We start from the raw sequence: 25,875 nt of genomic DNA, 5'->3' as shown, positions 1-25,875 counted from the left end.
GTTCGAGCGCTGCTCATGGGCACCGTACTTGCTTTCACTTCATTGGTCGCGACACCTGCGACGGCCGATCCGGGAGTCGTCACAGCGACCCGAACAGCAGAATCGACAATGCAATCTTTCGGCTTGCTCACGCCTATCGCCGCCTCCAGTGAACGCGCCGCTCGACTAAGCTCCGAATAAGAGCACCTGGAGCCGAGCGGCTCCCTCTCGACGAAGTCCGGCCTCACGGTCGAATACAGGAACCACAGCGTCGGCATCACTCCAGGAACCGCTGTCCGATCGGCGAGCGTCGGGCCTTCAGGCGCGCTCGTCTACAACATGAGCGACTCCTACGATTACGCGTTCACAGGGGCAGGCCATGTTCTCAATGCGGGCTTTGCTCTCATCAAGGACCAGGCAGCCCCATCTGATTACAGATTCGACGTGACCGTGGATGGAGAACCCGCCATCCTTGAGTTCATCGACCACTCGGTTGCGGTGAAGGATTCACACGGACGGACCGTCAACTTCATAAATCCGGCCTGGGCCTCAGATTCCACCGGCGCTCCTGTCAGGACCAGTTTCTCGATCGACGGCGGCACGCTGGTGCAGAGAGTGCATCACACGGGCGCATCCTATCCCGTGGTCGCCGACCCCAGCCTCGCCTGTGACATCGCATTCTGTACAATCATGCTCAACAGAACCGAGACGAAAACCGCGTCGCAATCTACCGCAGCAGCGGCAGGATCACTGTGCGGATCAATGACGGCCGCATTCGCCCCCCTCGGAGCGGTGTGCGGCGCTTACGGCGCCGTATTCCACGTCGCCGCAGTTCAAGCGAACAACTCTGGCCAGTGCCTCGGCGCACGCTACCTCATCATAGGTGGCTCTCTGCACCCGGTCATCCAGCGCTGTTAGAGCGCGCGAAGAACAGCGAAGGAGATTCAATGGCCTCTGATCACGATCTCAGTCGGGCGATGCGCCGAGAATTGCGCAATCCCATCCTTGGAGGATTGGCGCTTCTGCTGTTCGGCGGTACAGCGGTTCTATTGCTTCTGTTCTGGTTCACCGATGCACGCGCCGTTCTCACGCCCTTCGTCGGGCCTGGAACGGGACTGGTCCTCACTGCTTTTACCGTGGAGGTAGCTCGACGCGCTAGGAGGCGCATGCGCGCGGAGGAGCGGGAGAGCTGACCTCGGAGGCTCGATCGACGGAGATTCTCGTCGCGCCATTGAGCGGCGAAAATCTCCGTCGCCGGTGGAGGACATTCCGTGTCTGACCAGCCCGGCCGGTATACGCCAACCGGAGTCGAACGATCGGACTATCCAATTTGGGATGCAACCGACATCTACGGCAAACGAAGAGTGATCGACGGAGGGGACGCAGCGCGGCCGTCCACCGTGCGGAGACGACGGGCGACCGCAGCGCCGACGGGCTCCGGGACGCACGGAGCCGACCGTGCGCCGGGAGTGTGACGCGCGGAGGCTCCCTCCGGGCGGCGGGTGAGTAGGCTGACCGGACAGCACGTGCTCCGGGGTCGGTGGGAATTCCGAACCGGCGGTCACAGTCCGCGAGCCGCAGCCCCTCGAGAGGGGCGGCGGTTGACCTGGTGGAACTCCAGGACCGACGGTGAAAGTCCGGAGGAGAGGCAGCACGAGCGTCGCGCATCACCGCGCGATGCTGAGCGACGGTGCCCGCGCACCGTCGATCGAGACCCCGGAGTTCGGCGACGAACGGAAGAACCGGGAATGACGATCGACTACGAGCACGCGATGCGCCGGGCGCTGGCGCTCGCCGAGCGCGGGCCCGCCCGCGGACCCAACCCGCGCGTGGGCTGCGTGATCCTCGCGCCCGACGGCACCGTCCTCGGCGAGGGCTGGCACCACGGAGCCGGCACCGCGCACGCCGAGGTCGACGCCCTGTCGTACGTCGCGGCGGGCGCCGCCGAGGGAGCGACGGCCGTCGTCTCGCTCGAGCCGTGCGACCACACAGGGCGCACGGGTCCCTGCAGCCGCGCCCTGATCGAGGCGGGCGTCTCCCGCGTCGTCTACGCCGTGCCGGACCCGGGCGAGCGCTCGGCCGGCGGCGGTCGCACCCTCCGCGAGGCCGGCGTCGAGGTGATCGAGGGCGTGCTCGCCGAGGAGGGAGAGCAGTTCCTCCACCCGTGGCTCACCGCGACCCGCCTGCACCGCCCCTTCGTCACGCTCAAGTGGGCCTCGACCCTCGACGGCCGCACCGCGGCGGCGGACAGCAGCAGCCGCTGGATCACCGGAGCGGCGGCCCGTCAGCGCGTGCACGAGCAGCGTGCCGCGCACGACGCGATCCTCGTCGGCACCGGGACCGTCCTCGCCGACGATCCCGCGCTCACCGCCCGCGGCGACGGAGGCGAGCTCCTCGCCCACCAGCCGGTGCCCGTCGTCGTCGGCACGCGCCCCGTGCCGCCGGGCGCCCGCCTGCACGAGCACCCCCGCGCCGTCGTGGTCGAGCGCACCCGCGACCTCGCCGCGGTCCTCGCGCACCTCTACTCCGCCGAGATCCGCAGCGTCTACGTCGAGGCCGGACCGACCCTCGCCTCCGCGCTCGTCGCCGCCGGACTGGTCGACGAGTACCTCGTGTTCCTCGCGCCCGCGCTCCTCGGCGGCCCCCGCCTCGCGCTCGGCGACCTCGGCGTGGAGAGCATCGGCGGGGCCCGGCGCCTCTCCCTCCGCTCGGTCGAGATCCTCGGCGACGACCTCCTCGTGACCGCGCGCCCCGACGTCCTCCCCGCGGGCGGTGCCGGCACCCCGGCCCGCCTCCCCCACGCCCTGCAGATGGAGACCCACTGATGTTCACCGGAATCATCGAGGAGAAGGGCGTCGTGACCGCTGTCGAGGCGGGCGCCGACGCGATCCGCCTCAGCATCCGCGGGCCCCTCGCCGTCGAGGGCGTGCGGCACGGCGACTCGATCGCGGTCTCGGGCGTCTGCCTCACCGTGGTCGAGCACACCGACCAGGGCTTCACCGCCGACGTCATGGCGCAGACCCTGCGGATGTCGACCCTCGACGGCGTGGGCGTCGGCGACCCCGTGAACCTCGAGCGCGCCGCGCTGGTGGGCGACCGGCTCGGCGGCCACATCGTCCAGGGCCACATCGACGGCACGGCGACGCTGCTCGCGATCGCACCGGGCGAGGCCTGGCGGGTGCTGCGGTTCTCGCTGCCGGCGGAGATCGCTCCGCTCGTCGTCGACAAGGGCTCGATCGCGGTCGACGGCGTCTCGCTGACCGTCTCGGCGATCAGCCCCGCCGCCGAGCCGGAGCAGTGGTTCGAGGTCTCGCTGATCCCCGAGACGCTCGCCGTCACCACGCTGGGCGCGCGCGCGATCGGCGATCAGGTCAACATCGAGACCGACGTCCTGGCCCGCCACGTCGAGCGGATGCTCGCACTGCGCTCGATCGCGGAGGCCCGCTCATGAGCCTCGCCACCATCCCCGAGGCCGTCGAGGCGCTGCGCGCCGGGCGCCCGATCATCGTCGCGGACGACGAGGGCCGCGAGAACGAGGGCGACGTCATCGTCTCGGCCCAGCTCGCCAGCCAGGAGACGATCGCCTGGATGGTCCGCCACTCCTCCGGGTTCATCTGCGCGCCGATGACCAACGAGATCGCCGACCGCCTCGCCCTGCCGCTGATGGTGGTCGAGAACGAGGACCCGCGCGGCACCGCCTACACGCTGTCCGTCGACGCGGCCGACCGGCTCTCCACCGGCATCAGCGCCTCCGACCGCGCGCACACCCTCCGCGTGCTGGCCGACCCCGAGGCGACCCCCTCCCGCCTGAACCGCCCCGGCCACATCCTGCCGCTGCGCGCCGTCGACGGCGGCGTGCGCGAGCGCGACGGGCACACGGAGGCGGCGGTCGACCTGATGAAGCTCGCCGGCCTGTACCCCGTGGGCGCGATCTCCGAGATCGTCGCCGAGGACGGCGAGATGATGCGGCTGCCCGGCCTGATCGCCCTCGGCGAGCGCGAGGGCGTGCCGGTGACCACGGTCGCGGCCCTCATCGCGTACCTGCAGGAGTTCCACTGCGACGCGGAGGTGCCCGTCACGGTCGCGGTCCCGGAGAGCGCGCGGGTGAGCTTCGAGGTCGAGACCACGGTGCCGACCACCCACGGCCCGTTCCGGATCCGCGCCTACCGCGACCGGCAGACCGGAGCGGATCACGTCGCGATCCTCGCGGGAGAGGTCGCCGCGGGGCGGCCCGCCCTGGTGCGCGTGCACTCCGAGTGCCTGACCGGCGAGGCCTTCGGCTCGCTGAAGTGCGAGTGCGGGCCCCAGCTCGACGCCGCCCTCGACACGATCCAGCGGGACGGCGGCGTCGTCGTCTACCTCCGCGGTCACGAGGGCCGGGGCATCGGCCTGATCAACAAGCTGCGCGCCTACCGCCTGCAGGAGGACGGCCTCGACACCCTCGACGCGAACCTCGCCCTCGGGCTCCCCGCCGACGCGCGGGACTACGGAGCGGCGGTCGGGATCCTCGAGGACCTCGGCCTCACCGAGGTGCGCCTGCTCACCAACAACCCCGAGAAGGTCCGCCAGCTCACCGACCGCGGCATCGTCGTCGCCGAGCGCGTGCCGCTCGTCGTCGGAGTCGGCGCCTTCAACGAGGGCTACCTCGAGACCAAGCGCGACCGCATGGGCCACACCCTCGACAGCGTCCTCGACCACGACCCCCTCGACGCCGGGATCTCCGGCCTCGCCCTCGACGCCGGGATCGCCGGCGCCACCACGAAGGAGTAGCAATGGCCGGTAGCGGCGCCCCCACCACCTCCCCTCTCGACGGCGCGGGACTGCGCGTCGTCGTCATCGCGGGCACCTGGCACGAGCAGATCAGCGACGGCCTGATCGCCGGAGCGGGCCGAGCCCTCGACGAGGCCGGAGCGTCCTGGTCGCTCGTGCGCGTGCCCGGCTCGTTCGAGCTGCCCGTCGCCTCGAAGGCGGCCCTGGAGGCGGGGGCCGACGCGGTCGTCGCCCTCGGCGTGATCATCCGCGGCGGCACCCCGCACTTCGAGTACGTCTCGGACGCCGCCACCTCCGGGCTCACCACCGTCTCGATCCTGACGGGCAAGCCGGTCGGCTTCGGCGTGCTCACCCTCGACACCGAGCAGCAGGGCATCGATCGCGCGGGCCTTCCCGGCTCGAAGGAGGACAAGGGGCGCGAGGCGGCCGAGGCGGCGGTCTCGACCGCTCTGCTCCTCCGCTCGCTGCGCGGCTGAACCACTGCGGGCGGCCCCCGTCCTGGGGCCGCCCGCACACGAACCTGGGAGAACACGGAGTAAAGTGGTCGGGTCGTCACGAGCGACCCCTCTCTCCTCCCCCTCGCCCCAGCGGTCCGCGACGCCCGATCGACGCCCCGCCCCGCCGGCTCAGGGGGAGTCGCCGTCCACACGGAGCCCCTCCCTCATGTCCTCTCCCGCCGTCTCCGACGCGCCAGCAGCCGCCCCGCAGAACTCCCGCGGCCGCGTCATCCTCGCCAGCCTCATCGGCACCTCGATCGAGTTCTACGACTTCTACGCCTACGCGACCGCCGCGGTCCTGGTCTTCCCGTCGCTCTTCTTCGTCAACGAGGACCCGGCCACGGCCCTCCTCGCCTCCTTCGCCGTCTTCGGCGTCGCGTTCATCGCGCGCCCGATCGGGTCGATCATCTTCGGCCACTTCGGCGACCGCATCGGCCGCAAGGGCACCCTCGTCGCCTCGCTGCTCACCATGGGCGTCGCGACCTTCCTGATCGGCTGCCTGCCCACCGCGCTCACGCCCGGCTGGGAGTTCCTCGCTCCGTTCCTGCTCGTCGTGATGCGCTTCTGCCAGGGCCTCGGCCTCGGCGGCGAGTGGTCCGGAGCCGCGCTGCTCGCGACCGAGAACGCACCGGCCGGCAAGCGCGCCATCTACGGCACCTTCCCGCAGCTGGGCGCACCGATCGGCTTCATCGTCGCCAACGTCCTGTTCCTGGTGCTCGCGAGCACGATGAGCGACGAGACGTTCGCGGCCTGGGGCTGGCGCGTGCCGTTCCTGGCGAGCGCCGTGCTCGTGATCATCGGGCTCTACGTGCGGTTCAAGCTCGTCGAGACGCCCGCGTTCCAGAAGGTCGTCGAGAAGGGCGAGGTCGCCAAGCTGCCCCTCGCCCGCGTCTTCGTCACCAGCTGGCGCCCGCTCATCCTGGGCACCTTCATCATGCTGGCGACCTACGTGCTCTTCTACCTCATGACCACGTTCACGCTGACCTACGGCACCTCGCCCGTCGAGGGCGCGGTTCCGGGCCTCGGCTACACGCGCAACGACTTCCTCGTCATGCTGATCGTCGGCGTCGTGTTCTTCGGGATCTTCACGCTCGTCTCCGGCCCGCTCGCGGAGCGCTTCGGCCGCCGGCGGACGCTGCTCGTGGTAACCGCGGCGATCCTCGTGTTCGGTCTGCTCTTCGTGCCCCTGTTCAGCGCCGGCTTCGCGGGCGTCATGGCGGTCCTGATCCTCGGCTTCACGCTGATGGGCCTGACCTTCGGCCCGATGGGCGCCGTCCTCCCCGAGCTGTTCCCGACCAACGTCCGCTACACCGGCTCGGCGATGGCGTACAACCTCGCATCGATCCTCGGAGCGGCCCTCGCGCCGATCATCGCGGTCGCGCTCTGGAGGGCGGCGGGCGGCAGCACCGTGCTGGTCGGCCTCTACCTCAGCGCCGCGGCCGTGCTGACGCTGATCGCGCTCCTGCTCTCCAAGGAGACGAAGAACGCGTCGTACCACGACAACGTCTCGTAGGACTCCCTGCGGAGGACGGCCCGACGGGATCCCCCGGCGGGCCGTCCGCGTCTCCGCTCCCTCCCTGAGCACCGGGCCCGCCCTCTGGCGGCCTGCTCGCAGCGACGACGGGGCAGAATGGACGGCGATGAGCACCACCACCTCCCGGCGCGGCGGACGACGACCCTCCCGCGACGACGGACCCCGCGCCTCCTTCTCGCAGCTCGTGCCCTACCTGCTCGAGCACCGCGGCATCCTCTCGGTCGTCGTGGTCCTCAGCCTGTTCGGAGCGGCGGCGAGCCTCGGCCAGCCCCTGCTCGTCGGCCAGGTCATCACCCGGGTCCAGTCCGGTCTCGATCTCGGCCCGCTGGTGTGGGCCCTCGTCGGCCTGGTCGTGGCCTCCGGGCTGATCTCGGGCTTCGCGCACTACCTGCTCCAGCGCACCGGCGAGGGGATCGTGCTCTCGAGCCGCCGCCGCCTCGTCGCGCGGCTGCTGCGCCTCCCCATCCGGGAGTTCGACGCGCGCCGCACCGGCGACCTCGTCTCGCGCGTCGGCTCCGACTCCACGCTCCTGCGCGCGGTGCTGACCCAGGGGCTCGTCGACTCGATCGCGGGCTCCCTCGTCTTCGTCGGCGCGATCATCGCGATGGCCGTCATCGACTGGGTGCTGCTGCTGATCATCGTGGCGGTGGTGGCGGTGGCCCTCGGGCTCGCGCTGACCCTCGGCCGCGGCATCCGCACCGCCAGCCGCAAGGCGCAGGAGAAGGTCGGCGATCTGGCCGCGGCCGTCGAGCGCGCCATCAGCGCCGTCCGGACGATCCGTGCCGCCGGAGCCACCGATCGCGAGATCGCGGTCGTCGACCAGCACGCGACGGAGGCGTACCGCCTCGGGATCCGCGTCGCGCACGTCTCGGCCCTCGTGGTGCCGGTGGCGGGGATCGCCATGCAGGTCGCCTTCCTCGCCGTCCTCGGCGTCGGCGGCTACCGCGTCGCGTCCGGCGCGATCGACATCGCCCAGCTGGTCTCGTTCATCCTCTTCCTCTTCATGATGGTGATGCCGCTCGGCAACTTCATCGGCGCCATCACCTCGGTGAACTCGGCGCTGGGCGCCCTCGGCCGCATCCAGGAGATCATCGATCTGCCGATCGAGGGCGACGGCGACGCCTCCGCGGGCGGCCTCGGCGCCGGCGTGGCGGAGGAGGCCATCTCCTTCGAGGACGTGGTGTTCTCCTACGAGGAGGGCGCCGTGCCCGACGCGGCGGCCGTAGCGGACGAGCGCGACCGCACCGTCCTGCGCGGCGTCTCCTTCACCGTGCCGCGCGGCAAGCGCACCGCCCTGGTCGGGCCGTCGGGAGCGGGCAAGAGCACGATCCTCGCCCTCATCGAGCGGTTCTACGACCCGGAGGCCGGCGTCGTCCGACTCGGCGGTGTCGACATCACGGCCATCGACCGCGACGCGCTCCGCGCGCAGATCGGCTACGTCGAGCAGGACGCCCCGGTCCTGGCCGGCACCATCCGCGAGAACCTCGTCCTCGGCCGCCCCGACGCCGACGACTCCGACTGCCTCCGGGTGCTCGAGGCGGTGAACCTGACCGACGTGCTCGAGCGCAACCCGCTCGGCCTGCACGCGCCGGTGGGCGAGAGCGGAGTGATGCTCTCGGGCGGCGAGCGTCAGCGCCTCGCGATCGGCCGCGCGCTCCTGGCGGCCCCGCCGATCCTGCTGCTGGACGAGTCCACGTCGAGCCTCGACGGCCTCAACGAGCAGCGCCTGCGCCTGGCGATCGACGCGGTCGCCGAGAACCGGACCCTGCTGGTGATCGCGCACCGCCTGTCGACGGTGGTCGACTCCGACCGCATCGTCGTGCTGCAGAAGGGCGAGGTCGTGGGAGTCGGCACCCACTCCGAGCTCGTCGAGTCGACGCCGCTATACCGGGACCTCGCCAAGCACCAGCTGCTCGTCTGACCGACGCCGCAGCGGCGTCTCGCGACCGCCGCTGCCTCATGCCGGTCGACCAGCCGCGCAGCGGCGTCCCGAGACGCCCGCACGTCTCCACCAGCAGCCTGCGCCCGCTCGTCCCTCAGCGCGGCGGCAGCCGCAGGGCCCCGTCGAGCCGGATGGTCTCGCCGTTGATCATGGGGTTCTCGACGATGTGCCGCACCAGGGCCGCGAACTCCTCGGGGCGTCCGAGGCGGGCCGGATGCGGCGTCGCCGAGCCGAGCGCCTCGCGGGCCCTGTCCGGCAGCCCGGCGAGCAGGGGCGTGTCGAACGTGCCCGGTGCGATCGACACCACGCGCACGAGCCGGGCCGCGAGCTCACGCGCGAGCGGCAGGGTCATCGCCGCCACGGCTCCCTTCGACGCGGCGTATGCCGCCTGTCCGATCTGCCCCTCGAACGCGGCGACGGAGGCGGTCGTCACCAGGACTCCCCGCTCCCCGTCGACGGGCTCCCGCTCGGCGATCGAGGCCGCGGCGAGGCGCAGCACGTTGAGCGTCCCGGTCGTGTTGATCCGCAGCACCCGCTCGAACTGCTCGAGCGGCAGCGGCCCGTCGCGTCCGAGCAGCCGCCCGGGTGTGGCCACGCCCGCACAGCTCACGGCGACGCGCAGCTCCCCCGCCGCCGCCACGGCGCGCGAGACGGCGTCCGGATCGAGGACGTCCCCGGCGATCAGCTGCACGGAGGCGGGCAGACGCGCGGCCTCCACCGCGTGCGGCAGATCGAGCACGACCACGCGCGCTCCTGCGGCGTCGAGCGCCGTCGCCGTCGCGGCTCCCAGTCCGGACGCTCCCCCCGCGATCAGCGCGGACGTCCCCTCGAGTCGCACGGTCAACCCGCCGGAGCGGGGGTGGAGTCGGCGTCGGGCTCGTCGGTCGGCTCGCTGCCGGGCTCCCCCGTCGGATCACTGCTCGGCTCTCCGGACGCGAGCGCCTGCGCCGAGCAGTCGGTCAGAGTGGCGTCGTAGGCGTCCCGGGCGCGCTGCGCCGCCACGCGGACCTCCTCCTCCGCGAGCGGGCTCGCGAGCGGCGGCCGGTCGCTCAGGCCGTAGCGGGCGAGGCAGTCGCTGATCAGGCGGGTCATGCGCGCGCCGCTCTCGGGATCGGCTGTGCCGGTGGGCGCCGGGGCGGCGGTCGCGACGGAGCCCGAGTCGCGCACGGACCCGTCCGGCACCTCCGCGGCGGGACCGGAGCAGGCGGTGAGGCTCAGTGCGAGCGCGACTCCGACGAGCAGCGCGACGGGCGGGCGGAGCGTCGTGCGCAGGAGCATGGACGACCTCGTTCGTGACGGCTGCGGGCAGGAGTGCGGCCACGGTAGCGCAGTCGATGCTTCCGGCGAGCGCTGGGCGCGCTCTCACGCCCCAGTGGCGCCCCCAACGGGGCACAGGCGCGCCTGTCAGGAGGGCTCGGCGAGCGCCCACATCGCGACCGCCGACGCCGCAGCGACGTTGAGCGAGTCGATCCCGTGCCGCATCGGGATCTGGACGGCGACATCGGCGGCGGCGAGCGCGTCGGCGGTGAGACCCTGCCCCTCGGTGCCGAGCACGAGGGCGACGCGCTCCGGAGCGCGGGCGGCGAAGTCCCGCAGGGGCACCGCCTCCGGGGTCAGAGCCATCGCCGCGATCGTGAAGCCCGCTCCGTGCAGGAGCCGCTGCGTCGACGGCCAGTCGCCGACGCGCGTCCAGGGCACCTGAAGGACCGTTCCCATGCTCACGCGGATGGCGCGGCGGTAGTACGGATCGGAGCAGCGCGGCGTCACCAGCACGGCATCGGCTCCGATGGCCCCGACGGAGCGGAAGATCGCGCCGACGTTGGTCGGGTCGACCACGTCCTCGAGCACGACGACGCGGCGCGCTCCCGCGAGCAGGCCGGCCGGGTCGGGCAGCACGGGCCGGTCCATCGCCGCGATCAGGCCGCGGTGCAGGGTGTACCCGGTGAGCTCGGCCAGGAGCTCACCCGGGCCCGTGAAGACGGGCACGTCGAAGCGGCCGACCAGGCGCTCGGCCTCGCCGGCCGAACCGCCGAGGGCGAGCACCGAGCGCGGCCGGTGCCCGGCGGCGATTGCGCGCTCGAGCACGAGCGCCGACTCCGCGATGTACAGGCCGTGCGGGCCGCGGGCGTTCTTCAGCGCGACGTCGGTCGCGTGCGCGTAGTCGCGCAGCCTCGGGTCGTCGAGCGCGGTGACCTCGATCCGCTCCACCGGATCAGGCGAAGGGGTCGGGGGTGAGCGTGTACTTGGTGCTGAGGTACTCGTGGATCCCCTCGAGTCCGCCCTCGCGACCGAGGCCCGATTGCTTCACCCCGCCGAAGGGCGCCGCCGCGTTCGACACCACGCCGACGTTGAGGCCCATCATCCCGGTGGCGAGCCGCTCGATCATCCGCTGACCGCGGGCGAGGTCGCGCGTGAAGACGTAGGACACCAGTCCGTACTCGGTGTCGTTGGCGAGCGCGACGGCGTCGTCCTCGTCGGTGAACGGCACGATCGCGAGGACCGGGCCGAAGATCTCGGTGCGCAGGATCTCGCTCTCCCGGTCGACCCCCGCGAGCACGGTCGGCCGGTAGAAGTGGCCCGCCCCCTCGATCCGATCGCCGCCGGTGACCAGGCGCGCGCCGCGGGAGACGGCGTCCTCCACCAGCGCGGACGCCTTCTCGACCGCGCGCTCGTCGATCAGCGGGCCGATGGTCACTCCGTCCTCGGTGCCGCGGCCGACGCGCAGAGCGCGCACGCGCTCCACGATCCGCGCGGCGAACTCCTCGGCGATCGACTCGTGCACGAAGAAGCGGTTGGCGGCCGTGCAGGCCTGGCCGATGTTGCGGAACTTCGCGAGCATCGCGCCCTCGACCGCCCGGTCGAGGTCGGCGTCCTCGAACACGACGAAGGGCGCGTTGCCGCCCAGCTCCATCGAGGTCCGCAGCACGTTCTCGGAGGCCTGCTGCAGCAACGTGCGCCCGACGGGCGTGGAGCCGGTGAAGGACACCTTCCGCAGGCGGGGATCCGACAGGATCGGAGCCGACACGGCTCCCGCCGAGGACGTGGTGACCACGTTGAGCACGCCGTCGGGGAGCCCCGCCTCGGCGAGCAGTGCCGCGAAGGCGAGCGTGGTGAGCGGAGTGAGCTCGGCCGGCTTCACGACGACGGTGCAGCCCGCCGCCAGCGCCGGAGCGATCTTCCGCGTCGCCATCGCGAGCGGGAAGTTCCAGGGGGTGATCAGGTAGCAGGGGCCCACCGGGTGCTGCGAGACGATCATCCGGCCGCTGCCCTCGGGCGAGACACCGTAGCGTCCGCTGATGCGCACCGCCTCCTCGCTGAACCAGCGGAGGAACTCGCCGCCGTACACGACCTCGCCCCTCGCCTCCGCGACCGGCTTGCCCATCTCGAGCGCCATCAGGAGCGCGAACTCCTCGGTGCGCTCCTGCAGGAGGTCGAACGCCCGCCGGAGGATCTCGCCCCGCTTCCGCGGCGCCGTCGCGGCCCACGACGGACCGGCGGCGACGGCGGCGTCGAGCGCCCGGACCCCGTCCTCCGGAGTCGCGTCGGCGATCGAGACCAGGACCGCTCCGGTGGCCGGGTCCTCGACGTCGATCGAGCCGCCGCCGGAGGCGTCCACCCACTCACCGCCGATCAGCAGCTGCGTGGGGATGCGGGCGAGCAGAGCGGTCTCGGCGGCGCGGGACGCGACGGAATCAGTCACAGGAGGGAACCACTTCTTCGGATCGGAGCGCGCAGACCGCGCCGGGAGGAGCTTCTCGTCCTCCCAGTGTAGGACGGGCGATCGCTCCGGGGGCGGGGTCGCCGGGAGCCGCGAGGACCTGCGCCTCCGTGAGCCCTGTGGAGGGACGAGCCCTCAGACGGACCGCTCGACGCGGACTCCCGCCTCCGTCAGCTCGCGCAGCGCCGCGGCACTCGCCTCCTCGGAGACGCCTGCGACCAGGTCCTGGAGCACGCGGACCTCGAGCCCCGCCCGTCGCGCGTCGAGCGCCGAGGCGCGCACGCAGTGGTCGGTCGCGAGTCCCACGACGTCGAGCGCAGTGACGCCCCGCTCCGCGAGCACGGCGCCGAGCTCCTCGCCCGCCTCCGTCGTGCCCTCGAAGGCCGAGTAGGAGGGGCGGCCCTGCCCCTTGAGGATCTGCACGTCGATCAGAGCGGTGTCCAGGGCCGGGTGGAACCGCGCGCCGTCCGTGCCGGCGACGCAGTGGACGGGCCAACTGTCGACGAAGTCCGGCTCCACCGCGAAGTGGCCGCCGTTGTCGGAATCGCCCTCGTGCCAGTCGCGGGAGGCCAGCACCGCGGAGTAGCGGTCGGCGTGCGCCGCCAGATGCTCGGTGATTCCCCGGGCGACGGCCGCGCCGCCTGTGACGGCGAGCGCGCCGCCCTCGGTGAAGTCGTTCTGCACGTCGACGATCAGGAGTGCGGTGGTCATCGTGGGCCTTCCGGGAGGAGGTGGCGAGGAGGAGCGGGAGGTCGACCCGCCCGGGTCAGGAGTCGGAGAGCGAGGATCCGCAGCGGTAGACGCCCGTCACGAGAGTGTCGATCGCGGTCTTCGCCGAGTCGGAGACGTCGCCGAGAGCGTAGACCGCGAAGGTCAGCTCGGTGCCGTCCGCCGCGGTGACCACGCCGGCCAGGGTGTAGCCGGTGTCGATCCAGCCCGTCTTCGCCCGCACCGCGCCGTCGGCCGCGGCGTTGTCGCCGGCGAAGCGGTCGGAGTAGGAGAGCGAGCCCGTCCGGCCCGACACCGGCAGGCCGTCCAGGAGGATCCCCAGCTGCCCCTCGCGGGCCTGCACCTTCCGGAGCAGCTCGGTGAAGTACGCCGGCGCGACCGCGTTGTCGTCGCTCAGGCCGGAGCCGTCGACGATCGCGATCCCGGACGTGTCGACACCGTAACCGGCGAGCCCCTGCAGCACACCGGCCTGCTCGGCAGCGAAGTCGCTGCCCGCGCCGGTGCGGATCGCGACGAGCCGCGCGAGCATCTCGGCGATCGCATTGTCGGAGACGAGCAGCATCTGCTGCACGAGCGTGCCGACCGGGGCCGACTCGACCGAGCCGAGAACCGCGGCGCCCGCGGGAGCGGTCCCGGTGGAGACCACGGGCGAGCCGTCCAGCTCGTCGGCGAACGCCCCTCCGGCCCGGCCGACCGGATCCGTGCCGCGCTCGGAGGTCGAGGCCGTGGGGTCCTCGCGATCGCCGTCCACCTGGAGCGCCGTGATCTCGGGCATGTAGCCGTCGACCTGCTCCTTGCGGTTCCAGCTCGGCTGCCAGGTCTCGCCCGAGTAGAGGGAGGAGTCGAGCACCAGCGACGTGATCGGCGTCCCGGCGGTGGAGGGGTCCGCCTCCCAGGCGCTCTCGACCTGCGCCGCGAGGTCGTCGAGGTGGGCCGCTCCGGCATAGGTCGACTCCCGGCCGGTCGGGAGCCGGGTCAGGGTGAGGTCTCCCCCGCCGACGAGGACGACGCTCCCGGGTTCGCTCCCCCGGACCACGGTGGTGGCGATGCGCGTGTCCGGGCCGAGGACCGCGAGCGCCGACGCGGCCGTGAGGATCTTGAGGGCGGAGGCGGTGCGGGACGCGGTCCCGCCCCCGCGGTCGAACAGGACCTCGCCCGTCGCGGCGTCGACCACCCGCGCCTGCATCGAGCCCAGGCGCGGGTCGGCGGCGAGCCCCGCCACCGAGCAGGTGCGGAGCGCCTCGGCCGCCGCTTCGGCGGTGGGCCGCGCCGTGGCCGTCGGCGTCGGTGTGGGAGTCGCGGTGGCGGTCGGGGTCGAGACGACGGGCAGCGCCCCGGGCTCCGCGGCGCTGCCGAGGGCCGTCCCCACGCCGAAGGCGCCGCCACCGAGCACGGCGGCCACGAGCACCGCGGCGACAGCGAGAGTGCGGCGACGGCGGGGAGGAGGCGTGTCGGTCATCCGCAACAGGGTAGCGACGCGAGTTCGACGCGACCTGGACGTCGCGGATGAGGCCGGGAACTCGCGGATCCGGCCGGGACGTCGCGGATGACGGGAGAGGGAGCCGCCTGTGGGAATCGAACCCACGACCTTCTCATTACGAGTGAGACGCTCTGCCGACTGAGCTAAGGCGGCGTGCACGCGGGGCCTGAGCCCCGGACACGATTACACAGCATAGCCTGCTCGCGCCCCCGGGCGTGAATCAGGACGGCGCGGTCGAGCAGAGGCTCCGCGACGGCGGCGGCGACCGCCGCGCTCGGCTCAGGCGAGCGCGCCGCGGAGCTCCTCGAAGGAGCGGGCGATGCGTCCGGGCAGGGCCTCCCGGCCGTCGTGATCGACCCAGGCCGCCCAGGCGTGGCGGACGGCGGCGAGCCCGAGGAGCGTCAGCATCCGCGCCCGGCTGCGCACCCGCTCCGCGTCGTCGTCCTCCTGGCCGAGACGCTCGGCGACGAGCCCCTCGACCGCGAGCTCGAACTCGCGCATGCCCGCGATCTTCAGACCGACCAGATGCGGGTGCTCGCGGAAGAGCGCGCGGCGGAGGACGTGCAGCTCCCGGTCCTCCTCGAGCGGCTCCTCCATCGCGGCGACGAAGACCCGCTGCAGGTCCTCGAGCACGGCGCCCCGGCCCGCGACGAACGCCGCCGCCGTCTCGTCGGCGATGACCGGGAGCCCGCCGACCAGCGCGTCCTCCTTCGAGGCGAAGTAGTTGAAGAAGGTGCGCGTGGAGACGTCGGCGGCGCGCGAGACGTCGTCGATGGTCACGCGCTCCGGCCCGCGCTCGCTAGCGAGGCGGAGGACGGCGATCTCGATCGCCCGCCGCGTGGCCAGGCGCTTGCGCTCGCGAAGCCCGGGCTGCTGCTCGCGGGACCGCTCCTGCTCGGTCAGCACTGCGGGTCCACCTCCGGGACGGTCCCCTCGAGCAGGTACGCGTCGACCGCGTCGTTCACGCAGGACGTCGACTTGTTGTAGGCCGTGTGGCCCTCGCCGTCGTAGGTGACCAGGTGACCGGCGGAGAGCTCGCCCGCGAGCGCCTGCGCCCACACGTAGGGCGTCGCGGGATCGTTCGTGGTGCCCACGACCAGGATGGGCGCCGAGCCCTCCGCGGTGATCGGCTCGCGGGAGCCCTCGAACGCCGCCGGCCACTCGCTGCAGAGGATGTCGCCGTAGGCCATGTAGCGGCCGATCGTCGGCGCGGCCTGCTCGAGAGCGGCCTCGTCGGCGCGCATCGAGACGGTGTCGGCGTCGTAGGAGTAGTCGACGCAGTTGATCGCGAGGAACGCCTCGGTGGTGTTGTCCGCGTACCGGCCGTCCGCGTCGCGCCCGTTGTAGGCGTCCGCGTACTGGAACGCGACCGCGGCGTCGCCCCGGCGGACGCCGGCCAGCATCTCGCTCAGCGCTCCCCACGCCGTGGCGTCGTAGAGCGGGTAGACGATCGCGGTGAACAGCGTGCTCGCGCCGAGCTCACGGCCGTCGGCGGCCCGGATCGGCGAGGCGTCCACGTCCTCGAGCATGCGCTTCAGCTGGGCCATCCCCGCGTCGACAGTGCCGGTGAACGGGCAGTCGTCCGAGCGGAGGCAGTCGGAGAGGTAGGCGCGCAGTGCGCTCTCGAACCCCTTCGCCTGCTCGCGCACCACGTCGAACGAGGTGGCCGCCGGGTCGATCGCGCCGTCGAGGACGAGGCGGCCGACCCGGTCCGGGAACAGCCCGGCGTAGGTCGCTCCGAGGAACGTGCCGTAGGAGTAGCCGAGGTAGTGCAGCGTCTCGTCGCCGAGCGCCGCGCGCAGCACGTCGAGATCACGGGCGGCGCTCGGGGTGCCGACCTCGGGCAGCAGCGGCCCGCTGCGCTCCTGGCAGGCGGCGGCGAACGCAGCGGCGGACGTGCGCTGCGCCTGGACCCACTCGTCGCTGCCCCGCTCCCCCGGCGTGATGTCGTAGAGGTAGGAGTCGAGCTCCGCGGCGTCGAGGCAGGAGACCGCGGTGGAGGCGCCCACCCCGCGCGGATCGAAGCCGACGACGTCGTACCGGGCGGCGAGCGCGGAGTCGACCGCGTAGTCGGCGCTGTCGCGGACGAAGTCGACGCCCGACGCTCCCGGTCCGCCCGGATTCACGAGCAGGGACCCGATCGCCGGGCCCTTCGTCGCGGGTCGGCGCACCAGAGCGATCGACGCGATCTCCCCCGAGGGGTCGTCCCAGTCGAGCGGGACGGTCGCGTCGGTGCAGAGAGCGCCGTCGCCGCAGTCGTCCCAGACCATCACCTGCGAGTAGTAGCGCTCCAGGGAGTCGTCGACGGTCTGCGGATAGGGGGTGGAGGTCCGGTCGACGCTCGGGCCGGGCGCGAAGCAGCCGGTCAGGAGGGACGCGGCCGCGACGAGCGCGAGGACGACGGCCGTCCGGCGCCCCCGCCTCACGCGGCCACCGGACGGCGCGCCGCGACGACGAGCAGCGCCTCGAGAGCGAGGACCGGGGAGACGTTCGCGTCGATCCGCTGCCGGGCTGTCGCGATCGCGTCGAGGACGGCGAGCGTGCGGTCGGGCGGAGTCGCGTCGGCGAGCGCGGTCATCTCGGTCCGGACCTCCTCGTTGATGACGCCGCCGGGCGCTCCGAGCTGGAGGCGCACCACGTCGCGGTAGAGGGAGAGCAGGTCGACGAGGATCCGGTCGAGACCGTCGCGGAGGCTCCGCGTCGCGCGTCGCTTCTGATCCTCCTCGAGCGCCCGCAGCTGCGAGCGGAGCTGCGCGGGCACGGTGCCCCCGGGCTCGACGCCGAGCGAGCGCAGCGCCTGCTGCCGCTCGGCCTCGTCGCGCTCGAGGGTGATCGCCTTGGCGTCCTCGGTCGCGACCTCGATCATCCGCGCAGCGCCGAGGACCGCGTCCGAGACGCCGCGGAGGCGCAGGGCGATGCGGAGCGTCTCCTCGCGGCGCTCGCGCGCGTTCGCGTCGGTCGCCAGGCGGTGCGCCATCCCGATGTGGCTCTGAGCCTGGCGGGCGGCGCGCTCGGCGGTCTCGGGGTCGACCCCGTCGCGGCGCTCGAGGAGACCGGCGACGTCCTCGACGCTCGGCACGCGGAGCCGCACGGAGCGGACGCGGGAGCGGATGGTGGGGAGCAGATCGGCCTCGCTCGGGGCGCACAGGATCCAGACCGTGCGCTCCGGCGGCTCCTCGAGCGCCTTCAGCAGCACGTTGGACGTGCGCTCGCTCATCCGGTCGGCGTCCTCGATGACCATGACGCGGTAGCGCGACACCGAGGGCGAGTACTGCGAGCTGCTGACCAGCCGCCGCACCTCGTCGATCGAGATGATCACGCGCTCGGTCGTCAGCACGGCGAGGTCGGGATGGGAGCGGGCGGCGACCTGGCGGCAGTCGGGGCACTCCCCGCAGCCGCCGTGGCGGCAGAGCAGTGCGGAGGCGAACGCGTAGGCGAGGTTCGAGCGGCCGGACCCGGGAGGGCCGGTGATGAGCCAGGAGTGCGTCATCGACGACGACTCCCGGCCACGGTCGTCCCGGGGCGTCGAGGCGTCCTGCAGGGCGCCGATGGCGTGCTCCTGCCCGACGAGCTGGCTCCAGACGGTCATGCCACCAGGCTAACCGCGAGCACCGACAGCCGACGCGCCGTCGAGGAGGACGGCGACCCGCTCCCGCACCGCGGCCGCGATCTCCTCGACGGGGAGAGCGGCGTCCAGGACGAGGAAGCGCTCGGCGTCCGTCTCGGCGATCGCCAGGAACGCCTCGCGCACGCGCCCGTGGAACTCCGCCTTCTCGGCCTCCAGCCGGTCGAAGCGGGTGCGGGCCGCGTCGAGCCGGCCCCGCGCGACGGCGGGGTCGAGGTCGAGCAGGACGGTGAGGTCTGGCCTCAGGTCGTGGGTGGCCCACTCCGAGAGCCGCCGGACCTCGACGGCGTCGAGGACCCGCCCGGCTCCCTGGTAGGCGACGGAGGAGTCGATGTAGCGGTCCTGCACGACGACCTCGCCGCGCTCGAGCGCCGGTCGCACGAGCGTCCCGATGTGCTGGGCGCGGTCCGCCGCGTAGAGCAGGGCCTCGGCCCGCGGATCGATCTCGCCGCGGTGGTGCAGAACGATCTCGCGGATCTGCAGGCCCACCTCGGTGCCCCCGGGCTCGCGGGTGCGGACGACGGTCTCGCCCCGCGTGCCCAGCCACTCCTCGAGCAGCCGGGCCTGCGTGGTCTTGCCCGCGCCGTCCCCGCCCTCGAGGGTGACGAACAGCCCGGTCACGACTCGGTCGCGTCCGACGTCTCGGCGGCGGCCGCCGCGGCCGCGCGGCTCGCGGCGGTGGCGCGGGGCGTGGCGGGCTTCTTCGCTGCGGTCGTCTTCTTGGCGGCCGCCGTCGTCTTCGCCGCGGTCGTCTTGGCCGCGGTCGTCTTGGCCGCCGTCGTCTTGGCCGCCGTGGTCTTGGCCGCCGTGGTCTTGGCCGCCGTGGTCTTGGCCGCGGGCTTCCTGGCAGGCGCGCGCTTGGCCGGAGCCTTCTTGGCCGGGCCCTTCGCGCGCTTGTCGGCGAGCATCTGGACCGCCTGCTCGAAGTCGATCTCCTCGATCGTGAGGCCCTTGGAGATCGTGACGTTGGTCTCGCCGTCGGTCACGTAGGCGCCGAAGCGTCCGTCGCGGATCCGGATCGGCTTGCCGCTGACGGGGTCCGCCTCGAACTCCTTCAGCGCGCTCGACGCGCGTCGCGCCCCGTACTTCGGCTGGGCGAAGATCTCGAGCGCCGTCGGCAGGTCGACCTCGAAGATCTGGTCCTCGCTGGTGAGCGACCGGCTGTCGGTGCCCTTCTTGATGTACGGGCCGTACCGGCCGTTCTGAGCCGTGATCGGCTCGCCGCTCTCGGGGTCGTCGCCGACCGTGCGCGGCAGGTCGAGCAGGCGCAGCGCCGTCGCCAGGTCGATCGACGCGACGTCCATCGACTTGAAGAGGGAGGAGGTGCGCGGCTTCACGACAGCGGGCTTCTTCGCGCCGCGCTTCGCGGGCGCGGGCTCGACGACCTCCCCGGTGGCGGGATCCGCCGTGGTCTCCGGCTCCGGATCGACCTCGGTCACGTAGGGGCCGAAGCGCCCGTCCTTGACGACGACGGTCTTGCCCGAGTCGGGGTTGCTTCCCAGCACGCGGTCGGTCTGCACCGGGGCGTCGACGAGCTCCTGCGCCTTGGCGGGCGTGAGCTCGTCGGGAGCCAGCTCGAGCGGCAGGTTGACGCGACGCGGCGTCTCCTGCCCCTCCTCCTGGGCCACTTCGAGGTAGGGGCCGTACTTGCCGATGCGCAGGGTGATGTCGTCCGTGATCCGGACGGAGTTGATGCTCTTCGCATCGATCTCGCCGAGGTTGTCCACGACGTGTCGGAGCCCGGGGTGCGTGCCTCCGCCGAAGTAGAAGCGGTTGAGCCAGGCGACGCGGTCCTCCTCGCCGCCGGCGATGCGGTCGAGGTCGCCCTCCATCTCGGCGGTGAAGTCGTACTCCACCAGGTCGGAGAAGAAGTCCTCGAGCAGCCGGACCACCGAGAAGGCGATCCAGTTGGGCACGAGGGCGGTCCCGCGCGGAGTGACGTAGCCGCGGTCGACGATGGTGGAGATGATCGACGCGTAGGTCGAGGGCCGGCCGATGCCGAGCTCCTCGAGCGCCTTGACCAGGCTCGCCTCCGTGTAGCGCGGGGGCGGCGAGGTCTCGTGGCCCTTGGCCTCGACCTCGGCGACGACCAGGCTCTGGCCGACCTCGAGCACCGGCAGCTTGGCGTCCTTCTCGTCGCGGGCGCCGTGACGCTCCTCGTCGCGCCCCTCCTCGTAGGCGAGCAGGAATCCGCGGAAGGTGATGACGGTTCCGGAGGCGGTGAACTCGGCGGTCTTCGCGACGTCGCCGGCCGGCTCGGCGAGCAGCGTCACGGTGGCGGTCGAGCCCTTGGCGTCGGCCATCTGCGAGGCGACGGTGCGCTTCCAGATGAGCTCGTAGAGGCGGAGGTCGTTGCCGCGGAGGGTGCCCGAGAGCTGGTCCGGGGTGCGGAAGGTCTCGCCCGCGGGCCGGATGGCCTCGTGCGCCTCCTGCGCGTTCTTGTTCTTGCCGGAGTACAGGCGGGGCTTGTCCGGGACGGTCTCGGCTCCGTAGAGGGACGCGGCCTGAGTGCGTGCGGCGTTCAGCGCCTGCTGCGAAAGCCCGGGCGAGTCGGTCCTCATGTAGGTGATGAAGCCGTTCTCGTAGAGCGACTGCGCGACGCTCATCGTCTGGCGCGCCGAGAAGCGGAGCTTGCGCGCCGCCTCCTGCTGGAGCGTGGACGTGGTGAACGGGGCGGCGGGGCGGCGCGAGTACGGCTTGGACTCGAGGTTCGAGACCCGGACCGTGGTGGCGGGGTCGCGCAGCGCCTCGGCGAGGGCACCGGCGGTGGACTCGCCGAGGACGGTGACGTCGCCCTTCAGCTGACCGCGGTCGTCGAAGTCGCGGCCGCTTCCTATCCGCTTGCCGTCGAGCCGCGCCAGGCGGGCGTCGAAGCCCGCCGCGGCGTCCGACTCGGGTGCGAGCACGGTGGCGAGGTCCCAGTAGCTCGCCGACACGAACGCCAGGCGCTCCCGCTCGCGGTCGACCACCAGGCGTGTCGCGGCCGACTGCACCCGACCGGCCGAGAGCCCGGGGCCGACCTTGCGCCACAGCACGGGCGAGATCTCGTAGCCGTAGAGGCGGTCGAGGATGCGGCGGGTCTCCTGGGCGTCGACCAGGGAGGTGTCGATGTCCCGGGTGTTGTCGCGCGCCTTCTGGATCGCGTCCTTCGTGATCTCGTGGAAGACCATGCGGTGCACGGGGACCTTGGGCTTGAGCTCCTCGAGGAGGTGCCACGCGATGGCCTCGCCCTCGCGGTCCTCATCAGTGGCGAGGTAGAGCTCGTCGGCGTTCTTCAGCGCGCGCTTGAGGTCGGCGACCGTCTTCTTCTTCTGGTCGGAGACGACGTAGTAGGGCTCGAAGCCATTGTCGACGTCGACGGAGAACTTGCCCAGCGGGCCCTTCTTCAGCTCCGGGGGGAGGTTCTTCGGCTCGATGAGGTCGCGGATGTGCCCGACGGAGGCGAGCACCTCGTAGCCGTCGCCCAGGTACTGGGCGATGGTCTTGGCTTTCGCCGGCGACTCGACGATCACCAGCTTCTTCGTGCCGGACACAGTTCTCCTCGATTGGTGCTGTCGGGTCGGACGACCAGTGGTCCGACGTCCCCTGCTGCGGGGAGACGGTGCGCGGCGACGTGGTGCGGGGAACGGCGACGCGTCCCCATCGGCGGGGGCGCCCGACAGGCACACCATACACACTGACCCCGGACGTGCTGCCCCCTCCCGAGGACACGGGGACCTCGGGAGGACGCTGGACACGGCCTCGGAGCCGCCTGCCCGGCCTGCCGTCGACGGGGGTGACGCGCGGCGCCGATCGGCGCATGATGAGGCATGGCAACGACGCACACCACCACGACCTCCGCCTACACGGCCAAGCTCCTCGACGGACCGCTGGAGGGCAAGACCCTCCGCCGGGGATACGGCGACGATCAGGCCCCCGCCCCACGCCTCGAGATCCCCGGGGCGAGGGCGGGCTCCCGCTACATCTACCTCCTCGCCGGCGGCCTCGAGCACGACGAGGGCGCGGGCGCCCTGCCGACCGCCGCCGCGTACCGGTACCAGCGACTCTCCTCCGACTGACGCGCTCCCGCGGCGTCGTCCGGACCTCGGTCCGGACGACGCCCGCTGCTGCCCCCGCCCTCAGGGCGGCGGGCCGGCCCTCGACCGCGCCGTGAGGGAGAGCGGACCCGCGGTGACGGCCGCCTCCGTTCTCGCGACGCCGCCGTCGACGTCGCAGAGGACGAGCTCGGCGCCGTTCGCGCGGGCTACGGCGGCGGCACGTCCGCACGGATCCCCGGCCAGCAGGCCGGAGGCGACGTCGGCCGCTGCCAGGGACGAGGCGTCCGCGGCGGCGACCGCTCGCTGGTGCCCGACGACTCCTGCGCAGCCGGCGAGGACGGCGGCCGTCACCAGGATCGTGCCCGCGACGACTCCGATCGCCACGACCGCGGCCGATCCCTCCTCCCGGTCGCGGACAGCCCCGGGGAGCCGGCGGATCATCCGCCCCCGCCCAGCGCGCAGGACCGGACCGAGACCGGGAGCGAGACCGCCGGGAGCGGGCGCAGCCGGGCCGCGACGTCGACGCAGACCAGTCCGTCCTGCTCCCCCGCCGTGAGCGACGCCCCCGTCACCCGGGCGAGCGGCGCGCGGGGGTCGTCGCCCCGGGCCGCGGACCGGGCCGCGTCGGCGGCCGCGTCGACGAGCCGGACGTACTGCGCCGAGGCCGCTACCGACCCCAGGCACAGCGCCAGCACCGCGACCACCGCCGGGAGCACGAGCGCGAGCTCGGCAGTGGCCGAGCCCTCCTCCTGGACGAGCCGCCCGCGCAGCAGCGGAAGGCCTCTCATCCCGCCGCGGTGAGCGCGCGGGTCACCAGGTCGGTCAGGATGCTCCGCACCTCGTCGCCCTTGAGGATGACCACCAGCAGCCCGGCGAAACCGACTGCGGCCATCGTCGCGATCGCGTACTCCGCCGTCGCCGACCCCTCCTCGTCGCCCAGAGCGCCGAGACCTCCCCACCCGGGTCGGCGCCACTCGACGCGCCCCGCGGAGACGTCGATGCCCGTTCCTCCGCCGGACGCCGCACCTCCGCCGCTCCTCGAGCCCCGGCTCGTTCCGGGCACACCACTTCCCGCATCCCTGCTCCTACCGAGTCCTCGACTCCGGGAGACTCCCCCGCCGCTGATCGCCGTGTCACTTCTCATCCGTCCTGCTCCGTTCCGCCCCGCTCCGTGCCCCTCCTCCGAGGATCGCGGACTCCCGATCCCGCCGATCGACCCTCCGGTGGATCCGTGGAGACGCCTCCCGATCCCGCCTCTGTGGAGGAGCGGTCGACCGAATCACGCCGTCACCGAGAACGTCGAGAGCAGCACCGAGACGACCATCGGAGCCACTCCGAGCAGCAGGAACGCCGGCAGCACGCAGACTCCGAGCGGCAGCATCAGGGTCACGCCGAGCCGAGCGGCTCGCTCCCGCGCCCCGGAGGACGCCCGTGCCCGGACCAGAGCCGCCTCGCTCCGGAGCAGGCGTCCGGCCGGCACACCCGCCGCCGCGGAGAGGGCGAGCACCGGGTCCGCGTCGGAGAGCACGCGCTCGCCCGAGTCGAGCCCGCACTCGGCGAGCGCCGCCACGACCCGGGCGCGCGACGACTCGATCGAGCCGCCACCGGCCAGCGCCACCGAGAGGAGGTCGAGCGCGAGCCCGGGCGCCGGATCGGCCGGGGCCGCGCTTCGGACGAGGCGCCGCGTCCACGCATGCGCGGCCGCCATCAACCCGGCTCCCCCGACCAGGCAGACCGCACCGGGCACCGTCCCGAGGAGCACGCCGACCACGTCGAAGCCCAGCAGTGCCCCCAGACCCAGCGCCGCCAGCGGCAGCGCGCTCACGACCCTCCCGGTGGCGGAGGGACCGGCCAGAGCCACCTCGATGTCCCGGCGGGCGCGCGCCAGCTCGCGCAGGGACTCCGCCAGCTCGCCGAGAGCGGCGGCGACCGGCGCGCCGGAGTCGGCGGCCACCCGCCACGCGGCGGCCAGCGCTGCCCACGCGGTCGCCTCACCGGTGTCCGGCGCTCGCCGTCGCGGCCGCTTCCGCTCCGAGCCGCTCCGCCGCGAAACCGGCGTCCCGCGCAGCAGCGCCTCCGTCACGTCGCCCCCGCGGCCGGCCTCCTCCGACACCGCCCGGAGCAGTCGCCGCCGCCGCGCGTCCCCGCTGTCCGCCCCCTCCGCCCCCGCGAGATGCCCGAGGGCCGACGCGGGAGCCACTCCCGCCGCGAGGAGGACGGCCAGTCGGTGCACGACGGCCGCGACCTCGTCCAGCCCGTCGCGGCCCGTCACGCGCTCGACCTCGAGGCGCTCGGGAGCGACCCGTCCTCGACCCTCAGGCGGCCGGCCGCGTCGAGCGCGAACGTCCCGAATGCCGCCAGCCGCCGCCGCCCGTCGCGGCGCTCGAGGTGGAGCACCAGGTCGATCGCGCTGACCGTCTGGCGGGCGATCGCCTCGGGCCCGAGTCCCGCGAGGACCCCGAGCGCCTCGAGACGCGCGGGCACGTCCTCGAGGGAGTTCGCGTGGAGGGTCCCCGCACCGCCGTCGTGCCCGGTGTTCAGCGCGGACAGCAGCTCGCGCAGCTCGACGCCGCGGCACTCGCCGAGGACCAGGCGGTCCGGACGCATCCGCAGCGCCTCCCGCACGAGCCGGTCCAGGCCCACGGCACCGGCGCCCTCGAGGTTGGGCTGCCGCGCCTCGAGCGAGACGACGTGCGGGTGCGCCGGCCGGAGCTCGCCGACGTCCTCGATGGCCACGATCCGCTCGGTCGGCGCCGCGCACCCGAGCAGGGCGCCGAGCAGGGTGGTCTTGCCTGATCCACCGGCTCCCGTGATCAGCAGGTTCCACCGCTCGCGGACCGCCCGGCGCAGAAGCCGCACTCCGTCGTCGTCCAGCATCCCGGCCGCCTGCAGCTCCCCGAGCGTCCAGGAGTCCGACCGCGGCACCCGCACCGACACGAGCGCTCCCCCGGTCGCCACCGGCGGCAGCACGACGTGCACGCGGACCCCGTGGCGGAGCCTGACGTCCACGCACGGGCTCGCCTCGTCGACGTGCCGTCCACCGGCCGCGACCAGCGCGACGGCCAGCCGCCGTGCTCCGGCGGCGTCGAGCGTCCACTCCGGAACCCGCTCCGCACCACCGCCCCGGTCGATCCAGAGGCCCGCGCCGCCGTTCACGAAGAGGTCGGTCACCGCGGGGTCCGCGGCGTGCGGCGCGAGCAGCCCGAGACCGGCGGCGGCGGGCCGCACCGGCACCGGGTCGCGGCGGTGCTCGACGGGGACGAGGGGGACGAAGTCGCGGGTCATCCCGGCACGCTAGGAGCCCGTTCCGCGCGCCGGGGCGCTCCCTGCCCGATCGGAGGAGAGACGCCCGCGTCGGCGCCTGTGGAGGAACGACCCGGGCCGGACGCGCGCGCAGGGGCGGCCCGGGGCTCTCGGCAGGGAGCCGCTCCGAGGAGGGGCCCCACGGCGCAGAGAAGCCCAGTCGACGAGGAGACGTCCCGGCAACGCGGAAACGCCCCCGCGAGCAGGGCTCGAGCGGGGGCGTCCCTCCGCCGGAAGCGGCGGGAAGAAGGGGGCGGCACC

25 protein-coding genes, 1 tRNA gene and 1 riboswitch are annotated in these 25,875 nt (G+C 73.1%); of the genes, 9 read left to right on the top strand and 17 right to left on the bottom strand.

The features are described from left to right. Positions 1-318 precede the first annotated feature (318 nt). The 8 genes from C5C30_RS17340 (at position 319) to C5C30_RS09550 (ending at position 8,701) form a co-directional block, all read left to right on the top strand. Positions 319-897: a hypothetical protein gene (locus tag C5C30_RS17340; RefSeq protein ID WP_146081507.1), complete on the top strand. Its 579-nt coding sequence runs from the start codon at positions 319-321 to the stop codon at positions 895-897. 29 nt (positions 898-926) lie between these two features. Beyond that, positions 927-1,172, top strand: a complete 246-nt coding sequence (locus tag C5C30_RS17335) for a hypothetical protein (RefSeq protein WP_146078468.1) — start codon at positions 927-929, stop codon at positions 1,170-1,172. A 331-nt stretch (positions 1,173-1,503) separates the two neighbouring features. Beyond that, positions 1,504-1,636: riboswitch (FMN riboswitch) on the top strand. A 91-nt stretch (positions 1,637-1,727) separates the two neighbouring features. Further along, positions 1,728-2,804 carry a bifunctional diaminohydroxyphosphoribosylaminopyrimidine deaminase/5-amino-6-(5-phosphoribosylamino)uracil reductase RibD gene (gene ribD / locus C5C30_RS09575; protein WP_258065879.1) on the top strand — a complete coding sequence of 359 codons (1,077 nt, stop codon included), beginning with the start codon at positions 1,728-1,730 and terminating at the stop codon, positions 2,802-2,804. Continuing rightward, positions 2,804-3,430, top strand: coding sequence for a riboflavin synthase (locus tag C5C30_RS09570; RefSeq protein WP_104272859.1), 627 nt, complete (start codon positions 2,804-2,806; stop codon positions 3,428-3,430). The genes ribD and C5C30_RS09570 overlap by 1 nt, the downstream gene beginning before the upstream one ends. After that, entirely contained in the window at positions 3,427-4,749 is a 1,323-nt protein-coding gene (ribA, locus tag C5C30_RS09565) for a GTP cyclohydrolase II (RefSeq protein WP_104222225.1), read from the top strand. Before C5C30_RS09570 ends, ribA begins: the two co-directional genes overlap by 4 nt. A gap of 2 nt (positions 4,750-4,751) precedes the next feature. Then, positions 4,752-5,225 (top strand): 6,7-dimethyl-8-ribityllumazine synthase, encoded by a 474-nt coding sequence (gene ribH, locus C5C30_RS09560; RefSeq protein ID WP_104292283.1) that lies wholly within the window; start codon positions 4,752-4,754, stop codon positions 5,223-5,225. Between the two features lie 187 nt (positions 5,226-5,412). Then, entirely contained in the window at positions 5,413-6,759 is a 1,347-nt protein-coding gene (locus C5C30_RS09555; protein ID WP_104333615.1) for an MFS transporter, read from the top strand. Between the two features lie 127 nt (positions 6,760-6,886). After that, positions 6,887-8,701, top strand: coding sequence for an ABC transporter ATP-binding protein (locus tag C5C30_RS09550; RefSeq protein ID WP_104333614.1), 1,815 nt, complete (start codon positions 6,887-6,889; stop codon positions 8,699-8,701). A gap of 115 nt (positions 8,702-8,816) precedes the next feature. Here C5C30_RS09550 and C5C30_RS09545 read toward each other — a convergent pair whose 3' ends face one another. The 12 genes from C5C30_RS09545 to topA form a co-directional block, all read right to left on the bottom strand. After that, complete coding sequence (locus C5C30_RS09545) at positions 8,817-9,560, bottom strand: SDR family NAD(P)-dependent oxidoreductase (protein ID WP_104333631.1); 744 nt, start codon at positions 9,558-9,560, stop codon at positions 8,817-8,819. Positions 9,561-9,562: 2 nt separating this feature from the next. Continuing rightward, positions 9,563-10,000 carry a hypothetical protein gene (locus C5C30_RS09540; protein WP_104333613.1) on the bottom strand — a complete coding sequence of 146 codons (438 nt, stop codon included), beginning with the start codon at positions 9,998-10,000 and terminating at the stop codon, positions 9,563-9,565. Positions 10,001-10,126: 126 nt separating this feature from the next. Next, positions 10,127-10,930, bottom strand: coding sequence for an RNA methyltransferase (locus C5C30_RS09535; RefSeq protein WP_104237712.1), 804 nt, complete (start codon positions 10,928-10,930; stop codon positions 10,127-10,129). 4 nt (positions 10,931-10,934) lie between these two features. Further along, positions 10,935-12,422, bottom strand: a complete 1,488-nt coding sequence (locus C5C30_RS09530) for an NAD-dependent succinate-semialdehyde dehydrogenase (protein ID WP_104333612.1) — start codon at positions 12,420-12,422, stop codon at positions 10,935-10,937. 153 nt (positions 12,423-12,575) lie between these two features. Further along, positions 12,576-13,151 (bottom strand): isochorismatase family protein, encoded by a 576-nt coding sequence (locus C5C30_RS09525; protein ID WP_104262888.1) that lies wholly within the window; start codon positions 13,149-13,151, stop codon positions 12,576-12,578. Positions 13,152-13,206: 55 nt separating this feature from the next. Further along, positions 13,207-14,628, bottom strand: coding sequence for a D-alanyl-D-alanine carboxypeptidase/D-alanyl-D-alanine-endopeptidase (dacB, locus tag C5C30_RS09520; protein WP_104333611.1), 1,422 nt, complete (start codon positions 14,626-14,628; stop codon positions 13,207-13,209). 101 nt (positions 14,629-14,729) lie between these two features. Further along, positions 14,730-14,802 (bottom strand) — tRNA-Thr (locus C5C30_RS09515). Positions 14,803-14,928: 126 nt separating this feature from the next. Then, the gene (locus C5C30_RS17675) at positions 14,929-15,555 is read right to left on the bottom strand and encodes a TetR/AcrR family transcriptional regulator (RefSeq protein ID WP_181027157.1); all 627 of its coding nucleotides are present in this window, start codon (positions 15,553-15,555) and stop codon (positions 14,929-14,931) included. After that, positions 15,549-17,075, bottom strand: coding sequence for an alpha/beta hydrolase (locus C5C30_RS09505; RefSeq protein ID WP_104333610.1), 1,527 nt, complete (start codon positions 17,073-17,075; stop codon positions 15,549-15,551). Before C5C30_RS09505 ends, C5C30_RS17675 begins: the two co-directional genes overlap by 7 nt. Continuing rightward, on the bottom strand, positions 17,072-18,238 hold the full coding sequence (locus C5C30_RS09500; protein ID WP_104222203.1) for a DNA polymerase III subunit delta': 1,167 nt from the start codon (positions 18,236-18,238) through the stop codon (positions 17,072-17,074). The genes C5C30_RS09505 and C5C30_RS09500 overlap by 4 nt, the downstream gene beginning before the upstream one ends. 9 nt (positions 18,239-18,247) lie before the next feature. Next, positions 18,248-18,895 carry a dTMP kinase gene (gene tmk / locus C5C30_RS09495; protein ID WP_104237717.1) on the bottom strand — a complete coding sequence of 216 codons (648 nt, stop codon included), beginning with the start codon at positions 18,893-18,895 and terminating at the stop codon, positions 18,248-18,250. Then, a complete protein-coding gene (gene topA / locus C5C30_RS09490; protein ID WP_104333609.1) occupies positions 18,892-21,807 on the bottom strand; it encodes a type I DNA topoisomerase in 2,916 nt (971 codons plus the stop codon). Before topA ends, tmk begins: the two co-directional genes overlap by 4 nt. Before the next feature lie 276 nt (positions 21,808-22,083). Here topA and C5C30_RS09485 point away from each other — a divergent pair, with 276 nt between their 5' ends. Further along, positions 22,084-22,332, top strand: coding sequence for a hypothetical protein (locus tag C5C30_RS09485; protein WP_104333608.1), 249 nt, complete (start codon positions 22,084-22,086; stop codon positions 22,330-22,332). Positions 22,333-22,392: 60 nt separating this feature from the next. Here the strand turns inward: C5C30_RS09485 and C5C30_RS09480 are convergent, their stop codons facing one another. The 5 genes from C5C30_RS09480 to C5C30_RS09460 form a co-directional block, all read right to left on the bottom strand. Next, positions 22,393-22,752, bottom strand: coding sequence for an Rv3654c family TadE-like protein (locus C5C30_RS09480; RefSeq protein ID WP_104272867.1), 360 nt, complete (start codon positions 22,750-22,752; stop codon positions 22,393-22,395). Continuing rightward, a complete protein-coding gene (locus tag C5C30_RS09475) occupies positions 22,749-23,099 on the bottom strand; it encodes a TadE family type IV pilus minor pilin (RefSeq protein WP_104222193.1) in 351 nt (116 codons plus the stop codon). Before C5C30_RS09475 ends, C5C30_RS09480 begins: the two co-directional genes overlap by 4 nt. After that, positions 23,096-23,374 carry a DUF4244 domain-containing protein gene (locus C5C30_RS09470; RefSeq protein WP_244229600.1) on the bottom strand — a complete coding sequence of 93 codons (279 nt, stop codon included), beginning with the start codon at positions 23,372-23,374 and terminating at the stop codon, positions 23,096-23,098. Before C5C30_RS09470 ends, C5C30_RS09475 begins: the two co-directional genes overlap by 4 nt. A 216-nt stretch (positions 23,375-23,590) precedes the next feature. Next, the gene (locus C5C30_RS09465; RefSeq protein WP_104272868.1) at positions 23,591-24,583 is read right to left on the bottom strand and encodes a type II secretion system F family protein; all 993 of its coding nucleotides are present in this window, start codon (positions 24,581-24,583) and stop codon (positions 23,591-23,593) included. Beyond that, entirely contained in the window at positions 24,580-25,596 is a 1,017-nt protein-coding gene (locus tag C5C30_RS09460) for a TadA family conjugal transfer-associated ATPase (RefSeq protein ID WP_104272869.1), read from the bottom strand. Before C5C30_RS09460 ends, C5C30_RS09465 begins: the two co-directional genes overlap by 4 nt. Positions 25,597-25,875 lie beyond the last annotated feature (279 nt).

The sequence above is a fragment of the Rathayibacter sp. AY2B5 genome, from assembly GCF_002931645.1.
GTDB lineage: Bacteria > Actinomycetota > Actinomycetes > Actinomycetales > Microbacteriaceae > Rathayibacter.
The sequence above is the reverse complement of the archived record's forward strand: the minus strand, read 5'-3'. Positions and strand labels throughout refer to the sequence as shown.

What these genes read in the sequence shown, in the direction of transcription:
- C5C30_RS17340 (WP_146081507.1), top strand. Translation starts at nt 319, where the DNA reads ATGAGCGACTCCTACGATTACGCGTTCACAGGGGCAGGCCATGTTCTC.
- C5C30_RS17335 (WP_146078468.1), top strand. Translation starts at nt 927, where the DNA reads ATGGCCTCTGATCACGATCTCAGTCGGGCGATGCGCCGAGAATTGCGC.
- ribD (WP_258065879.1), top strand. Translation starts at nt 1,728, where the DNA reads ATGACGATCGACTACGAGCACGCGATGCGCCGGGCGCTGGCGCTCGCC.
- C5C30_RS09570 (WP_104272859.1), top strand. Translation starts at nt 2,804, where the DNA reads ATGTTCACCGGAATCATCGAGGAGAAGGGCGTCGTGACCGCTGTCGAG.
- ribA (WP_104222225.1), top strand. Translation starts at nt 3,427, where the DNA reads ATGAGCCTCGCCACCATCCCCGAGGCCGTCGAGGCGCTGCGCGCCGGG.
- ribH (WP_104292283.1), top strand. Translation starts at nt 4,752, where the DNA reads ATGGCCGGTAGCGGCGCCCCCACCACCTCCCCTCTCGACGGCGCGGGA.
- C5C30_RS09555 (WP_104333615.1), top strand. Translation starts at nt 5,413, where the DNA reads ATGTCCTCTCCCGCCGTCTCCGACGCGCCAGCAGCCGCCCCGCAGAAC.
- C5C30_RS09550 (WP_104333614.1), top strand. Translation starts at nt 6,887, where the DNA reads ATGAGCACCACCACCTCCCGGCGCGGCGGACGACGACCCTCCCGCGAC.
- C5C30_RS09540 (WP_104333613.1), bottom strand. Translation starts at nt 10,000, where the DNA reads ATGCTCCTGCGCACGACGCTCCGCCCGCCCGTCGCGCTGCTCGTCGGA.
- C5C30_RS09525 (WP_104262888.1), bottom strand. Translation starts at nt 13,151, where the DNA reads ATGACCACCGCACTCCTGATCGTCGACGTGCAGAACGACTTCACCGAG.
- dacB (WP_104333611.1), bottom strand. Translation starts at nt 14,628, where the DNA reads ATGACCGACACGCCTCCTCCCCGCCGTCGCCGCACTCTCGCTGTCGCC.
- C5C30_RS09500 (WP_104222203.1), bottom strand. Translation starts at nt 18,238, where the DNA reads ATGACCGTCTGGAGCCAGCTCGTCGGGCAGGAGCACGCCATCGGCGCC.
- C5C30_RS09485 (WP_104333608.1), top strand. Translation starts at nt 22,084, where the DNA reads ATGGCAACGACGCACACCACCACGACCTCCGCCTACACGGCCAAGCTC.
- C5C30_RS09480 (WP_104272867.1), bottom strand. Translation starts at nt 22,752, where the DNA reads ATGATCCGCCGGCTCCCCGGGGCTGTCCGCGACCGGGAGGAGGGATCG.
- C5C30_RS09475 (WP_104222193.1), bottom strand. Translation starts at nt 23,099, where the DNA reads ATGAGAGGCCTTCCGCTGCTGCGCGGGCGGCTCGTCCAGGAGGAGGGC.
- C5C30_RS09460 (WP_104272869.1), bottom strand. Translation starts at nt 25,596, where the DNA reads ATGACCCGCGACTTCGTCCCCCTCGTCCCCGTCGAGCACCGCCGCGAC.